Annotated in this window: 11 protein-coding genes and 1 pseudogene; 6 read left to right on the top strand and 6 right to left on the bottom strand. The window is 59.6% G+C overall.

The window, feature by feature from the left end:
- Positions 1 to 179 precede the first annotated feature (179 nt).
- The gene (locus AB0N24_RS25745; RefSeq protein ID WP_364130946.1) at positions 180 to 662 is read right to left on the bottom strand and encodes a GNAT family N-acetyltransferase; all 483 of its coding nucleotides are present in this window, start codon (positions 660 to 662) and stop codon (positions 180 to 182) included.
- Between the two features lie 181 nt (positions 663 to 843).
- Between AB0N24_RS25745 and AB0N24_RS25740 the strand changes: the two are divergent.
- Positions 844 to 1,802: pseudogene (locus AB0N24_RS25740) on the top strand (IS481 family transposase).
- Between the two features lie 399 nt (positions 1,803 to 2,201).
- On the opposite strand, the gene AB0N24_RS25735 reads toward AB0N24_RS25740, so the two are convergent.
- Together AB0N24_RS25735 and AB0N24_RS25730 are read right to left on the bottom strand one after the other, a co-directional pair.
- Entirely contained in the window at positions 2,202 to 2,447 is a 246-nt protein-coding gene (locus AB0N24_RS25735; protein ID WP_364130943.1) for an SDR family oxidoreductase, read from the bottom strand.
- A gap of 262 nt (positions 2,448 to 2,709) precedes the next feature.
- Positions 2,710 to 3,639, bottom strand: coding sequence for a helix-turn-helix domain-containing protein (locus AB0N24_RS25730; RefSeq protein WP_364130940.1), 930 nt, complete (start codon positions 3,637 to 3,639; stop codon positions 2,710 to 2,712).
- A gap of 164 nt (positions 3,640 to 3,803) precedes the next feature.
- On the opposite strand from AB0N24_RS25730, the gene AB0N24_RS25725 reads away from it, so the two are divergent.
- Entirely contained in the window at positions 3,804 to 4,091 is a 288-nt protein-coding gene (locus AB0N24_RS25725) for a hypothetical protein (protein WP_364130937.1), read from the top strand.
- Positions 4,092 to 4,155: 64 nt separating this feature from the next.
- On the opposite strand, the gene AB0N24_RS25720 is transcribed toward AB0N24_RS25725, so the two are convergent.
- Positions 4,156 to 4,689, bottom strand: coding sequence for a MarR family transcriptional regulator (locus AB0N24_RS25720; protein ID WP_364130935.1), 534 nt, complete (start codon positions 4,687 to 4,689; stop codon positions 4,156 to 4,158).
- A gap of 214 nt (positions 4,690 to 4,903) precedes the next feature.
- Positions 4,904 to 5,539 carry a TetR/AcrR family transcriptional regulator gene (locus AB0N24_RS25715; protein WP_364130932.1) on the bottom strand — a complete coding sequence of 212 codons (636 nt, stop codon included), beginning with the start codon at positions 5,537 to 5,539 and terminating at the stop codon, positions 4,904 to 4,906.
- Between the two features lie 199 nt (positions 5,540 to 5,738).
- Here AB0N24_RS25715 and AB0N24_RS25710 point away from each other — a divergent pair, with 199 nt between their 5' ends.
- Positions 5,739 to 6,992, top strand: coding sequence for an MFS transporter (locus tag AB0N24_RS25710; RefSeq protein ID WP_364130929.1), 1,254 nt, complete (start codon positions 5,739 to 5,741; stop codon positions 6,990 to 6,992).
- Between the two features lie 78 nt (positions 6,993 to 7,070).
- Positions 7,071 to 8,870, top strand: a complete 1,800-nt coding sequence (locus AB0N24_RS25705) for a glycoside hydrolase family 3 N-terminal domain-containing protein (protein ID WP_364130926.1) — start codon at positions 7,071 to 7,073, stop codon at positions 8,868 to 8,870.
- Positions 8,871 to 10,203: 1,333 nt separating this feature from the next.
- Here AB0N24_RS25705 and AB0N24_RS25700 read toward each other — a convergent pair.
- On the bottom strand, positions 10,204 to 11,256 hold the full coding sequence (locus AB0N24_RS25700) for a helix-turn-helix domain-containing protein (protein WP_364130923.1): 1,053 nt from the start codon (positions 11,254 to 11,256) through the stop codon (positions 10,204 to 10,206).
- A 174-nt stretch (positions 11,257 to 11,430) separates the two neighbouring features.
- Here AB0N24_RS25700 and AB0N24_RS25695 point away from each other — a divergent pair, with 174 nt between their 5' ends.
- On the top strand, positions 11,431 to 12,870 hold the full coding sequence (locus AB0N24_RS25695; RefSeq protein ID WP_364130920.1) for a cytosine permease: 1,440 nt from the start codon (positions 11,431 to 11,433) through the stop codon (positions 12,868 to 12,870).
- Positions 12,871 to 12,974: 104 nt separating this feature from the next.
- Complete coding sequence (locus AB0N24_RS25690) at positions 12,975 to 13,793, top strand: arginase family protein (RefSeq protein ID WP_364130917.1); 819 nt, start codon at positions 12,975 to 12,977, stop codon at positions 13,791 to 13,793.
- Positions 13,794 to 15,017 lie beyond the last annotated feature (1,224 nt).

Here is a 15,017-nt window from a genome sequence, read left to right as displayed (position 1 = left end):
CAAATGGAACTGCCCGAATGACGGTCGGTTCGCGGGACGTCCAAAGAGTCTTGCGGTGTCCGGACCGTACGGCCGTAGTTCGGTCATAGGAGTGCTACGGGCGGCAAATGGCTGGCCCAGTGCGAGAGTGTGGCCACTCAGTTCCTAGCACGAACTGGAACACACTTCATGACGAGATGTCAGGCCGGTATGTGACGCTGCAGGGGCCTTCGACCTAGTTTCTCCTGCCAACACAGCGCAGTCGTCTGCCAAGACCTTGCCGTCGAGGGGATACGCGATGATCGCGTTGGTGTCGAGGTCGAATGTGAACGCCATAATACAGACGCAGCAACTGCGTCGGTAGTCCGAAAGGCTTGGACGCGACCCCCCCATCTCATGGGTGAGTCCATCTGGGTCATGGCGAGTGTTCCAGTGAAGAGGGCAGATGGCGACGGGGCGCCGGCGAGACCGCTGGTGTCAATGGGGTGTCCTTCGAGTATGGAGGCACCATGCTGCGCTGCCCAGTCCACCGCGGCGTCGAGCAGCACAGTTCCGATGCCCTTCCCTCGGTATTCGCGGCGCACCACGAAGCAGGACACCCACCACGCGTCGGGATCGTCGTCAAGGATCCTGGCGAGTGCGCGGTTCTCGGCGACTCCCGGCAACGTCGAGCGCGGTACCACCCGCGTCCAGCCGACGACGTCGTCGTCGAGGTAGGCCAGCAACCCGATCGGGACCTCGGCTTCCTGCACTTCACGTCCTAGCTGTACTTGGCCATGACGTTGGTGACATCAGTCTTGAAGTGAGGAGGACCCCCGGGGCTTAGTGGAGGTATCTGACATCTTCACGGCCACGGAGGTCCTCATGTCCCACGCTAATGCCCGTCTGACCTTTCATGGGAGATTTCTTCTCGTTGAAAGAGTGATTGGTGATCGCCGGCCGGTTGCCCACGTGGCGAAGGAATTGGGTGTCTCCCGGCAGTGCGCTCACCGCTGGGTGAAGCGGTTCCGGGCGGAGGCTGAGTCTGGTCTTCTCGACAGGTCCAGCCGTCCGCACCGGACCCCGTCCAAGACCAGCGCCGAGCGGGAGGACGCGGTCATCGCGGCCAGGACGGAGTTCAGGTGCGGGCCGGCGCGGTTGAGCCGTGCCACCGGGTTCCCGAACGAACCATCTCGCGGATCCTCGCCCGACGCGGCCTCCCGCCTCTTGCTGCCTGCGACCCCGTCACCGGGGCGGTCATCCGGGCCACACGGTCAACGGCAGTCCGTTACGAACGCCAGTACCCGGGAGAGCTGATCCACGTGGACGTCAAGAAACTCGGACGGATCCCTGACGGCGGGGGCTGGCGCGCCCATGGCCGCTCGGAGAAGGTCCGCGGGCGCGGCATTGGATTCGACTACATCCACGCCGCCATCGATGACCACAGCCGCTTGGCCTACGCAGAAATCCACCCGGACGAGAAAGGCGCGACCGCGGCCGGCTTCCTCCTCCGAGCCGCCGCGTTCTTCAAAGCAAAGGGCATCAGGAAAATCGAACGCATCATCACCGACAACGCCTTCGCCTACCGGAAGTCCGCCGCGTTCAAAGCCGCCGCGGCACAGCTCGGCGCGCAACAGCGGTTCATAAAACCTCACTGCCCGTGGACCAACGGCAAGATCGAGCGTTTCAACCGCACCATGGCAACCGAATGGGCCTATGCCAAACCATTTGCGAGCAACACCGAACGAGCTGGGGCACTTGACCCGTGGCTGAACTACTACAACACTGAACGCATCCACGCCGCCATCAAGGGCACCCCGATCACGCGAGTGACACTAACCTGATGGCCGGGTACACCTAGCGCGCGGCGCAACAACACCTTGAGGCCTGCAAAGTCGTCACCAGCAAGTTCTGCCCACAGTTCGGCGAGCGCCGCTTCAGCCGGCGCCGACGAGATCGAAAAGGCAGCCGGCCTCCACCGCTCTGCCACCCTGGACTGGCCCCAGTCGGCAAAAGCAGGGCACGATGGGCCACACGGTGGAAGCCGACACTGAATCCCTTCGCCATCACCTTCGAAGTAAGAACCAACTAAATGCCAACCGTGGATCAATCGCTAAACGGACACTCCCAGTCGTTGTCGCGCTGCTGGACTTCACCTTGTTCGCGGCTTCTCGGTTCCCATTCAAAGCGCTTTGGTTCTGCGGCGGCATTCTGCTGAGGTGGGACGGAAACGGCAGCAATGCTTAGGGGACCACGAAACCGCCGTCGACTGAGAGCAGGTGACCGGTTATGAAGCTCGCCTCATCAGATAGAAGGAACGATATTGCTGAGGCAATTTCCTCTGGTTCGGCTAGGCGGGCGACACCGCGGAACGCCCCGGCGCACAAGCAAGTGCACTGGCGACCGATTGAATACCTGCCGCGAAATTCATCGCTGGTCAAGTGACGCAAAGGAGGATCCCATAACGTCGTCTTCGACACCGTAACCATACGCGTCAGACCCTCACGAAAATCCGCAGTCCATCGCCGCCGACCTCAACGGCCGCTTATCAGGCAGCTGCAGAGGCGCACCTCACTCGGGCCGCACAGGGGCCAGCCGCACGTCATCACGTCCCGCAGAGTGCCGTTGACATAATGGAACTCCCGGAACGCGTGGGCTGGGCAGGGTCTCGGTTTCGTGAGAACTTGGCCGGATCCATCACAAGGTGCCCTTGCGGATCCTGCGGACGGAATCAGTCATGAACCCCGGCCCCTAGGAAGGGAGAGGACGACCGAATTCACGCGTCTGACTTGGAGAGATCCCGAACTCGCGATGGAACGCTCGATTCAACGTCGCATAGTTACCGAAGCCCCACCGAGCTGCAATCTGGGAAGCGGGGACCGACGCCATCTCCGGATTGGTCAGATCCGAGTAGACTCGCTCAAGCCTCGCACGCCGGATATACGACCCTGGTGTTGAATCCGGACCGAAGAGTGTCGCCAAATGCCGCGAAGAGACGCCGTGTGCACGCGCCACGGATTCTACACTCAGTCCAAGATCACTGAGGTTCTTATGGATGAAATTCTGCACAAGGCGGAGCTGGGCACCGTGACTCAATTCAATGGGTGTGCCCGTGGTCCCAAACCTGCTCAGGGCGGCGCGTAAGAGTTCAAACGCTGCGGAAGCCACGCCTTCCGCCTCGGAACCCAGCCCGTCGGACGAAACCAGTTCAGTCGCCAACGCGGCGAGACTCCTCAGAGCCAACGATTCCCCCGGAATAAGCCTCGTACGAATGTCACTCACTTTGCCTCCAGCGGCACGTAGTGCGGCTGCGGGGAATAGGAGGACCAGCTGGTGCGACTTTGCGGTCATCTTCAGTTCATAGGGTTGGCTCGGATCGGCCAGGGTTGCGGCTCCGTTTGAGAGGAACACCTCGCGCTCCCCCTGGCGCATCACGGCCCTGCCGTCGTGCTGCAGAAGAATAAGGACATTGTCTGAGGGCTCGCGCCGCACCAAACGTTCACTTCGTTTGAGATGGTTAGCGTCCACGTGTACTTCTGAGATACGCAATGCCCGGGGAAGATCAATCGTCCTTATCGTTGCCGCGAAATCGGGATTCACACCCTGGACAAGCAAAGAGAAGATCGTATCGCTAACGTGCTCCTCCCAGTCTTGAGGGTTAGTGATGCGAACTGGGTCCATTGCACAATGGTAACCGAAAAGTCAAGTCAAGGTTCGTGGCTGAGCTGGCTTCCATTTTCTGAACGGCCGTTGTCGTTATCAGAACTAGACGAGTCCGACCCTAGTGATGGATGAGACTTATCCAAAGGGCTCCATCACACATCCGCAGTCTCGAAGGTAACACCATGTACAACATCGCCATGCTAGTTCCCAGTAAGCCCGGTGTAATGCCGCAGCATTTCGGTTCCGCGCACTCGGACTTTTTGGGCTGTCTCGTCTCATGCCTCCCCTCGCTCATAGACATGGAACTGGAAGCGCCGCGGCGGGGTCTGGACGGAACGTTCGTCGGCTCATTCCAGCTCCATTTTGACTCAGAGCGTCACTGGAAGTCCGCTCAGATATCTACAGAGTGGGTGGACCTGATCGATGCCACTTCACATTTATTCGACTGGGATTCAGTCAAAATCCAATAAAAGAGGCGGCCAGGCCTCGCCGCAAAGCTGTCGCTTCGAAAATTGCCCCGAGCTAGTTGATGAGCTAGTCGCGACGATTCACCCATTCGGACTGGGCCACTTTACCAACCTTGCCCAAGAGGTGACTCAACTGGTCGACCTCAGTCTGCGAAAGATCCTGTGCCCATTTCTGTTCTTGTTCACTGTTCGCCTCAAGGGCGTCTTGCAAGGTCGAGCGTCCCTGAAGAGTCAGAGACAACAGGATCTTGCGCTTATCCGAGGCGTCCGCATTCCGCTGGATCAATCCGATGTTCTCGAGGGTGTTGCTGAGACTTGATACAGCGGCCCGACTCATGCCGCTCCGGACTGCGGCGACTTTGGATTCCATTTCGCCCCCAGTCCACAGCGTGAACAACAACTGAAATGCCGGCCAACTAAGCCCGCGAGGCCGGTGGACGGTGGATTCCAAGTCATACGTCACTAAATTTGTCACACGATGAAGCATCAGCACCAAGCGCATCATGTGCGTATCTATGGAGGGAATCTGCTGCTCGGCTCGCCCCACAGCAAAATCGATGGCCTCAACTAAATCAACAGGCTCTGTAGCCTCACTACCCATAGGGAAACCCTAACATTCCGCTGGCTTCACGATTTTGGGGCGGGCCCAGGCGACGGCAGGTGGGCCACCGGAACGCCAGCACGCACTACCCACGGGTCATGACTTTTCCGCCACTGAACCAACCGCGCCGATCTGAGACACCTCCAAATCCTCGTTGCGGCGGACGGCGGTCATTCTGTGGGCGAAATTCCCCGGGTAAGTCCCCCCGGACCTCTCAGATCGGGCCGACAGGAGAAGCCTTGATCATTCTCCTCACCTGCCTGGTGTAGGAGTGGAACAGCGACACAATGTCGACGCCCTCTGGATCGACAAGCCATTGGTTTTCAAGTCCTTCGTGCATGGCAATTATCTGCGTTGCTATGGCCTCATAATCCACGTCGGTGCGAAGTTCTCCGGCTGCCACTCCTGCGGCCAAGGCATCCGTCAGCAGGGTCCGTCCGAGGTCGAAATGATCCAGGAAGAATCCACGGGCCGGGTGATCGTCGCCTGTTGATTCGGCGCAGAGGACGTGGGAGAGGCGTACCAGACCAATGAGGCGGAAGTTTCGTTCGACCACACGATCCCAGGCGTCCAAGACCGCCGTTCCGACGAGTTTCCCTTGCGGCCAACCCGCCAAGTCTTCTTCATCGCGGTCCTTTAGCACGGCGACGAGGAGCTGCTCTTTGTTTCCAAAATGGTAGAGGATGCCCTGCTGCGTAATGCCCGCGGCTTTGGCTATTTCTGAGAGCGATGCACCCCTGTACCCACGCTGTCCGAAGGCTGCCTTCGCTTCGGTCAGGATTCTTGATCTGGCTGCCTCACCCGGCGCGTACGGCCCTCGCGGGTGAGTTGTTGGGGTTCTTTTTTCCACCTTCTCAGCATATGCGCACATTGGATGCTCCCCCCCAATCAGCATGCGCGGCCTGCGCCTGGCGATACATGCAGCCCGTTACGAGTATGTAAAAAGTTTGATTAAATTGCCTGAACCCCTACCAACCACTCAGGATTGGTTGTAGTGTATTGCCAGCCGATCGCGTATGGTCGCGGTCACATCACGAAATGAGAGCACCATGGCTTCGCCCCTGCAGTCGACGGAAACTGCGTCGCCGACGCATCGATCCGCGGGCTTCATCGCCCTCTATTCCCTAGCTAACCTGGGCCTGTGGCTGGCAGTTTACGCGCCGGCCCTTGTGACGGTTTCCGTGCGTATCCGAGAGATCCGCCCCGACGATGCCATCGCCGTGTACGGATCGATCACGGCCGTCGCCGCATTGTTCGCCTTGTTCGGCAACCCCTTCTTCGGCCGCCTTTCGGACCGCTCCGGGTCCCGCTTTGGACGCCGGCGTACGTTCTTCATTGGGGGCATGGTTGCCGGCATCGTCGCCGTAGCCGTTATCGGAGTCAGTGACACTGTTCCGGTCATTATGGCTGCATGGTGTGCCGCTCAACTTGCATACAACGCTGCGATTGCAGCCCTGACGGCTGTTATCGCCGACTACGTCCCACAGAGTCAGCGGGGCCGGGTCGCAGGCATTTCCGGTGTCTGCAACTACGGTGCTCTCGCCGGCGCTGCCTACGTCGCTGCATGGTTTTCCTCCAACACTCTGCTCATGTTCATAGCTCCCGCCATCATCGGGCTCATTCTTGTTGCCGTGTTCGCCCCGTTCTTGCGTGAGACTAAGAATGAAAGTGTCCGCAAACCCTTCGGCGTCCATGAATTCCTCAGCACATTTTGGGTCAACCCGCTCAAACACGCTGACTTCGCTTGGGCCTGGGTCAGCCGCTTCTTCATCGTGCTCGCTTGGATGACTCTTCTGACCTATCAGTCGTTCCTATTGATCAATCGTTTCGGCTTTACTAACTCCACGGTCGCACCAGCCGTGGCAACCGCCTCCGTGGTTCTGGTAGCGGGTATCCTCATCGGCTCCGCCGGCGGCGGATATCTTTCCGACAAAACCGGCCGTCGAAAGATTTTCGTTGCAGTCGCGACCGTCATAGCAGCGGTTGGATTCCCGATCATCGCATTTTCCGCGGACCTCACGGTGTTCCATGTCGGCGTCGCAATCGTCGGACTGGGCATTGGTGTCCACATGGCCGTGGACCTTGCTCTTGTCACCGATGTGCTCCCCAACTCGGAGGACGCCGGCAAGGACCTCGGAGTCTTTAACATTGCCAATGCCTTGCCTCAATCCGTGGCCCCGGCATTCGCTGCCACCCTGTTCGTGGTCTCTGGGTCCGAGAACTACACAGCCCTGTACTTGTGGGCTGCGGGGTTTGCTTTGGTCGGCGCGGTAGCAGTGCGCTTTGTCCGGGGCTCGCGCTGATCCACACACCAGAAGGCTAAAAAACCACCCGGTTCTGCTGGTTGAATCCGCCGCAGCCCACTAGAAGGAGAACCCAAGTTGACTCTTGGACAAACCCGCAAAGCCCCGTATCAGGATGCCCGACTGGCAACTGAGGGGCGGGTCGAAGACTTGCTGGCCAGGATGACCTTGCCCGAAAAGGCCGGACTCATGTTCCATCAAATGATTGAAATCGGCGAGAAGGGTACTCTCGCCGGACCAAGTTCTGCATACGCCCTTCCCGGGACCGAGGACATGTTGCTGAACAAGCACATTAACCACTTCAACGTCCTTCACGGCAGCGACCCGGCAACAATGGCGCGCTGGAACAACTGTCTCCAGGAGTCCGCACTGTCGACGCGGCTTGGCATACCGGTTACCTTATCCACAGATCCCCGCCATGCCTTCACGGATAATCCCGGGGCCAGCTTCACAGCCGGATCCTTCTCGCAGTGGCCGGAGTCTCTAGGACTAGCTGCCATCCGCGACGAGGGCGTCGTTGAGCGTTTCGCCGATATTGCACGGCAGGAGTATCTTGCCGTAGGTCTGCGCGTTGCACTCCACCCGCAGGTTGACCTTGCCACCGAGCCTAGGTGGGCGCGCATCGGAGGCACCTTCGGAGAGGACGCGGAGTTGACCTCCCGGTTGCTGAGGGCCTACATCAGAGGATTCCAGACGGGCCGGCTAGGGCACGCCAGCGTGGCGACCATGACGAAGCATTTCCCCGGCGGGGGTCCCCAGAAGGACGGCGAAGATCCCCATTTCCCGTACGGGCGGGAGCAGGTATACCCGGGGCGGAACTTCGACTACCATCTGCGACCCTTCGAAGCTGCCTTCGAAGCTGGAACGTCCCAGATAATGCCCTACTACGGGATGCCAGTCGGCACTCAGTACGAAGAGGTTGCCTTCGGCTTCAATGAAGGCATAATTACCGGCCTGCTTAGGAAAAAGTATGGTTTCACAGGGATAGTCTGTGCGGATTGGTGCCTGATCAATGACAGTGTGGTCTGGGGCGAACCGCAGGCGGCCAGGGCCTGGGGCGTGGAGCACCTCTCTCCTTTGGACAGGCTCGAAAAGGCAGTTTCTGCTGGCGTTGATCAATTTGGCGGCGAGCACTGCCCTGAACTGCTAATCGAACTGGTCAACTCTGGCCGCCTCTCCGAATCCAGGCTCGACGCGTCTGTCAGACGCCTACTGCGGGAAAAATTCGTTCTCGGGCTATTCGACAACCCCTTCGTGGACGCCGAAGCCGCAGACGGAATCGTGGCACAGCGGTCCTTCGTCGAAGCGGGGTACGAGGCGCAATGCCAGTCTCTGACCATCCTCAGCAACGGGACCCATGGCGAGGTACTTCCGATTGCCGGACAGCCCAGAATCTACGTGTTGAACGTAGACCGCTCAGTTGCCGCCCGGTACGGGACCGTAGTTAACGAACCGGAAGAAGCTGAACTTGCCGTGGTGAGGATCAAGGCACCCTTCGAACCCCGCGCAGGGGCTTTTGAGCAGTTCTTCCACGCAGGAAGTCTCGAGTTCACCGCTGAGGAGGTTCGGTCCATTCTGGAACTTTGCCGGAAGGTTCCAACTGTAGTGGACATCTATCTCGACCGGCCTGCCGTCATTCCGGAAATTTCCCGGAGCGCAGCGGCCGTTGTCGCCAACTACGGAGCGTCCGACAGCGCCCTCTTCGACGTGCTGTTCGGCCGGCGTTCGGCCCGGGGAACGCTGCCTTTCGACTTACCATCATCCATGCGGGCGGTAGCTGCCAGCCGGTCGGATGTACCCTTTGACACCGAGGCGCCACTATTCCGGTTTGGCCATGGGTTGGTCATCGGCGGCGATGAGACGCACGTCCGGCGATAGCGGGCGTTCCTTGGCTTTAGCGCCACCTATCCGGCGTCCCACGTTGTCAGGCCACAGCCGGCCGGTGCCCCGATTGGAGAGGGCGCCGGCCGGCTGTGGATATGCTTTGTGAAATGTGAGAAGCCACAGTGCAAGTGCGTTGACCCGCCCCGCCTGTCCCGAGTCAAGCATTTCGCGGCTCTTTTCCAGACGCATCCTCCAGTTGCCATCGCACTGCCGTCGTATCCTCAGTCGCGAACAATCGGTTCAGGGTCGTGTTGACACGTGGAATGAGGAAGCGATGTTCCACAGTGAGCGTCGGATCGCCGAGTTTGCTTAGGATGAAGTTCATTAGGTGTACTTCAGTCTTCCTGCACTCCTCCGGGGACCGCGGGCCGGTCGTAGAGTTGAAGCCCGCGCAAACCAGATCGAGCACTCCGCAGGCGACTCTCGCCTGCGAGGCGGTCTCCTCAGGTATGTCGGTCGCGAGGCTGTTGCATTGAAGAGTTCCAACAAGGCAACCTAGGGCCGCAGGTTACTTCGACAATCGCGTCACAAGAGTCGGGAGTATTGGCCTCGGCGTTTCCATAGAGTTCAAGGCCTCCCGGTTCGGGCACGGCACGGTTTATGCGGAGGTTGGTCAGGCCCGGAACGGTTCTCAGGCACCCGCCGCGAAAACGTCCATCAGCCAGTCTTGGAGTGCATGTGACGGCCGGTCACGGCTCCGTACCAGAACATATGTACTTCATTGGCGTCTCCTGATTCGATGCACGGCCGTTCCTTCGGCCCCTCAACGGGCACGGCCAAAGCGCGGAAATCTTCGTGGTTGCCGCTTTCTCCTGCGGCAGTGCACGGGCCCGGGGTGAGAATTTGGTTTTCACCAGGGCAATCACCCGCTGACGGACGGACAATCCGAAGTGGCAAATCCTTGTACAGGACAAAGCCTGCGCCTCAAGGCATTGATAGTCAAGGATTTTATTACTTTTCAATGATGTGACGAACTAAACGAGCGCACGCTCGCAGAATGGGGCGGGAGCGAGGTGCCTGAAGGCTCCGGCCAAAGATGTCAGCCCCAGAAGCCCACTCCGACCGCAGCGCCGAAAGTCGTCGTCCTCGGCCACCCCCACCGGACGGCGCGGCCGACGGCGCACTTTTCGGCCGACGTTCAGCGTGAGAGTCTCCGCCTTCAGCTTGCCGAGGTCCTTATGGACTACGCGGCAAGTGATGCGGATTTTTCTTCACCACACCGAGCCACTCTCTTTTCGGACCATGCCTGCCGTTCGGCGCTGTCAAGCACGCGTTCATTCCAAGAACTGACCGCTCGCGCCGCCATGTGTGCGTGCGCGTGATGAACTTACGGCAGGCCGCGGCTTCCTGGCCACGCCAGCCCACTGCGTCCCTGGTCCGAGCCAAGCGTGCCGGAGTTGGACGCCTGCGCCCATGCCTCCCTGCGATACTCCGACGGCACCATTCCATACTTCCGACGGAAGGCTCGCGAAAAAGTTGTTGCATCAACAAAACCAACCCGGACCGCAACATCAAAAATCGCCGTGTTCTGCCGCTCCGTGGAAGTCAGCAGGTACCTGGCTTTCTCCAACCGTGCGTCACGGATGAATGCGGCCGGCGACGATCCGTGCTCCGCGAATAGCCCGGAAACAAATCTCAGGGAAGCGCCGAGGTGCCCCGCAATCGTTTCCGGTCCCAAGCGTGAATCCCACAACCGTGCTCTAACAAACTCTTGGGCCGAATAGAGGAGCGCCTCATGGCCCGAGTTTGCCCCCGAGGACCGCCACCCGGCAAACGCTACGCCCGCCATCTCAACTGCTGCATTGATCAAGGCATCGGCTTCGCGCATCCCGTCCGCAGCGAGAGCGCGGCCTAAATCTGAGACATCGTCGACTTCCTCGTGTTCAGGCATGCCTGAATCGATTCGTTCCAGCTCGCGCAGAATGCTATCCAACACACGAAGGCTGGCACTTCCCTCGGCTCCGATGGGCTGGCCAGCATTCTTGGCAACCAGACGGGTCGCAGACCGAGGTAACTTAATGACGGTCTGTTCGACTGGCCCCGCGAAATCCAAACAATATGCACGGGCGGTATCGATCAGGACAGCCCCTCCGGACTGAATAATACTCCGGCTCCCGTTGTGTTCGATCTTTCCTTGCTGGCCGGAATGATGGATGACCACCATAAGGTCGTCAGCATCGTTTTTCCGCGTGTGCGCAAAGGTCCGCGAAACACCAAAGCCTCCGGATTTTAGTCTGGTCAACGAAATGTTCGGCAGTTGGGTGGAGGAACGCAGCTCAGCGTTGAATGACCGAACTGCCCAGTCGACTTGGCAAGTCTGGAATTGTTCCACGCACAGGGCTTCCCACGCCTCCGCGCTGCTGGCGGCGAGCTGTTTCATTGTCTAATCGTATACGAAACAGCTTTTGGAATGAAGAGCGAACTTGTAGACAACAGTCCGCCCATGCCCGAAACGTCAGGTGGTCCGTGCCGTGATTGCCGGATCAAGGTGAACGGCGGATCTTAGGCTTTAGCTCCCCAGTAGTCTCGACATGTAACTCCGCAGGAGCCCGCTATGCAACAAATCGAAATCGTCGAATCCCGTTCATTCGACTACGTCCCACCAGGCGAACGCCACGGTACCGTCCGCAACCAAGTCCAGTTCTGGTTCATGGTTAACGCAACCCTCATAACGCTGTTTACTGGGGCAGTGGGCCCTCTGTATGGTCTAAGCCTTTCGTGGACACTTCTGGCACTCTTGCTGGGAAGTGTTTTCGGGACAATGTTCCAGGCCTTCCACGGAGCTCAGGGACCAAGGATGGGCCTTCCCCAGATGATCCAGTCCCGGGTGCAGTTTGGTTCCCGGGGGGCGATACTTCCAATTGCAGCGGCCACCATCGTCCAGTTCGGATTTGCCATTTTCTACATCCAGACTGGTGCTTCTGCGCTCGTTGATGTCTCCGTGGAGCAGCCAGCGGCCTTCCAGATCTGTGTGGGCGTCGCCGCCATCATCCTCGCTATAGTCGGTTACCGACTGTTGTTGCGGGTCGAGAAGTACGCTTCGTACGTCATGCTGGCCAACTTGGTGCTCCTCACCATCGCGGCATTGGCTGTTTTGCCCCTGGCGTCGATGCTCAGCGATAGCTCATTTGCCTGGGTTCCGTTCCTTGCCCAGTTCGGCGCTGCGGCGACTTATCAGATTGCAATCGCACCGATTGTTTCCGATTACACCCGATACCTGCCGGCCAATGTTGGAGGCCGTGCTGTTTCAGGAGCAGTCTTCGGCGGGACGCTGCTCTCGGCACTCTGGCTCGAGAGTCTCGGCGCAGCACTTGCCACGGCATTCCCGAACAGTGACGTAATTACTTCAATCCGCGATATGGGCAATCAGTTCGGGTTCGGGCTCGGTTCAGTCACGATGGCGATCGCAGCCGTTTCGTGCCTAATTACCTGTTCGTTGTCGTTCTACAGCGGCTCCGTCTCGTTGCTCAGTGCCGTGGAGGCCTTCCGCCCCATAAAATCAACGGCCAGACTCCGGTCGACGACGCTCGTGACCGGTGGCATCCTGGTCATCATCGCGGCGCTCGCCCTTCCCTCCGACATCCTCGGGTCCTTCGCAGCGTTCCTCAGCATTCTGGGCTACTTCCTGATTCCCTGGACCGCGGTCAATCTGACCGACTACTACATTGTCCGCAAGGGCGTCTTCTCCATCACTGACATCCTCCGGCCAGATGGCGGGATTTATGGCCGCTGGGCCGGTCCGGGAATCATCAGCTACGTTGTCGGATTCGTGGCAATGATCCCGTTCTTCAGCACAGCACTCTATGTAGGTCCTGCCGCAGCGGCAATGGACCGAGCCGACCTCGCATTCATTGTTGGGCTTGTTGTTTCGGGGGGGAGCTACCTGCTGTTAACCCGCCGCTACGATTTCCATACGGAATTTGATGCCGTGCGGCAGGCTCCGCTGAACACTATCGGGCAGGCAGAACCCTTAGCGTCCACCACTCAGGTCTAGGAAAGGAACAATTCATTTTGTCTAGTTCACTAACTTCATCCTCCGAATCCGGCTCGGGGACCCTTCGGCTTCTCTGGCCCCAGTGGCAGGGAGCAACGCCGGATATGGTCGGTATTCTCACCCCAGAGCTTCCGTTGGAGGCAGCGCAGACCGGCTACAGCTTGGGGTCAACGATCTTGGACAAGCTTCTTCCCGCCGGAGCGGGGCCAACAATCACCGTTCCGGTATCGGAGGTCACCACCGGCCTCAAATCAACCGATGGGATCTTCGCCCGGGAAGTCGTGCTATCGCAACTGACGGATGCCGTGCGACTGATCGATGAATCGGATCCGGACAAGATCGTCACGCTGGGCGGCGAATGCTCTGTCAGCGTCGCCCCGTTTGCGCACTTGGCGGCAAGGTACGGGGACGATCTTGCGGTCATCTGGATCGACGCGCATGCTGACTGCACCCTTCCCGGTGATACTTATGACGGATACCATGCAATGGCCCTGTCGCACCTGACAGGGCACGGGGACCCGGAGATTGTTGATGCACTGCCCAAGACCGTTGACCCGTCACGGGTGGCTATTGCCGGAGTGCACGCATGGACGGACTGGGATCTGCCGAATGCTCGTCAATGGGGTATCCAAAGCTTCAGCGCGGATGAGCTCAACACGGCAACCGCGCCATTGCTTGCGTGGCTCAAGGCCACGGGGTGTTCCCGGATAGCCGTCCACCTGGACCTGGACGTTGTGGATAGCAACGACATCATCCTTGGCCTCGGCAAGGAGCCGAACGGGCTCAGCCGCGAGGCGCTCGTGCGCACCATCACCGATCTGGCAAACGCAGCGGAGCTTGTTGGCGTATCTATCGCTGAGTACGTTCCCCGCCAGGTCATCGCCCTCAGAGAGCTGCTGAACTCGTTGCCGCTTCCACAATAGGGCAATCACATTGCGCCCGGCGCTCCGATCCGAAGGCGTCGGGCGCGGTCGTGCCCAGGTTGCGCGCATCGCCCTGCTGACCAAACAACGCGGAGTCATCTCGACGTCACAAGTAGAGACAGTGCCCTGGTCACGGCAGACAGGTCGATGGTTGTGCCAGGAGGCTCGATAGTTGTGGTGCTGGCCCGACGTAAGACTGGACCCTCAGGTTCAAATGATTGTGGAGCTCCGATCAAAGATTCTGCTGCAGCCTGATGCGGGTCTTGACCTGACACAGCCGCACTTGATCGCCTGGAGGACCCAGCCACGAACAGGCAACCCACGAAGAACTAGAAGTCCATTTGCGCAGCGTCAAGTGCTGCGCTATCGCACGCGAAGTTAGCGATCGCCAGAGCCTTCAGCCGAACGAGGCCGGGGGGATTATCGACTGGACATACTTCGGCGGACAGGCCGGGACCGATACCCACCGCCTCTGCCTTCACCGTAGCGATTCGACGAGCTTGCACTTCCGAAGACAAACTGGAAACGACGGGACTGACGCTAGGCAGCAGAAACCAGCTGGACTCACAGGTCACTGACATGGCGACTACCAATCGCTGCGCCCACCTGTGCTCACTCCTACAGTGTTTGCGCGGACACTAGGTACTGACGGCATTCCGGCTGGCGCTGCAAATCTGCCACGGTCACCGCCCCGTTGGCAACACGATCGGCGCAGGCTTGGGCATTGTTTCCTCCGGACACTCCTCGGGCACATCCCGAGCGGCGAGTGCTCCGGCTGTGACCACGCCGACAGAGAGTTCCGGACAGGCTACCATCAAGAAAATTTCCTCTGCACCGGGACCGGACTCCTCGCAGCCCGGCACAAACCCTGGGTGGTAACGTCGCTGTGGCCCGAGAAGCGACTGGCCCCTGATGGTCGTTGGCTGCCCCGTCCGGCCGGAGCACACGCGTGGACGGACGAATGAGAGTGGCTTCGCCGACGCCGGAGAAGGCCTGACAGCGTGGAGGAAACCTGCGACACGCTTATGGCCAACCGAAAACGGCCACGCCTGTCATTGCCAGACCAGCGGCGCGCCTCCAGCCCAACACTTCACCCTGCGGTAGCCGCCCCACATTTGTCAGCAGTCGAGGGTAATAGGGCTTCCGTGCGCTAGCTTGCCGTTAAAGCCAACGCCGCCGCGTGTGCGCACCTGTATACCAACTATGCCGATGAGGAGGCCGGCG

This window comes from Arthrobacter sp. NPDC093128 (genome assembly GCF_040683875.1).
Classification (GTDB): Bacteria; Actinomycetota; Actinomycetes; order Actinomycetales; family Micrococcaceae; genus Arthrobacter.
This window is presented reverse-complemented; position numbering and strand designations above follow the sequence as displayed.

Excerpts from the sequence above, each read along its gene's own strand:
- AB0N24_RS25720 (WP_364130935.1), bottom strand. The coding sequence starts at position 4,689 with ATGGGTAGTGAGGCTACAGAGCCTGTTGATTTAGTTGAGGCCATCGAT.
- AB0N24_RS25700 (WP_364130923.1), bottom strand. The coding sequence starts at position 11,256 with ATGAAACAGCTCGCCGCCAGCAGCGCGGAGGCGTGGGAAGCCCTGTGC.
- AB0N24_RS25725 (WP_364130937.1), top strand. The coding sequence starts at position 3,804 with ATGTACAACATCGCCATGCTAGTTCCCAGTAAGCCCGGTGTAATGCCG.
- AB0N24_RS25690 (WP_364130917.1), top strand. The coding sequence starts at position 12,975 with ATGGTCGGTATTCTCACCCCAGAGCTTCCGTTGGAGGCAGCGCAGACC.
- AB0N24_RS25695 (WP_364130920.1), top strand. The coding sequence starts at position 11,431 with ATGCAACAAATCGAAATCGTCGAATCCCGTTCATTCGACTACGTCCCA.
- AB0N24_RS25710 (WP_364130929.1), top strand. The coding sequence starts at position 5,739 with ATGGCTTCGCCCCTGCAGTCGACGGAAACTGCGTCGCCGACGCATCGA.
- AB0N24_RS25735 (WP_364130943.1), bottom strand. The coding sequence starts at position 2,447 with ATGGTTACGGTGTCGAAGACGACGTTATGGGATCCTCCTTTGCGTCAC.
- AB0N24_RS25730 (WP_364130940.1), bottom strand. The coding sequence starts at position 3,639 with ATGGACCCAGTTCGCATCACTAACCCTCAAGACTGGGAGGAGCACGTT.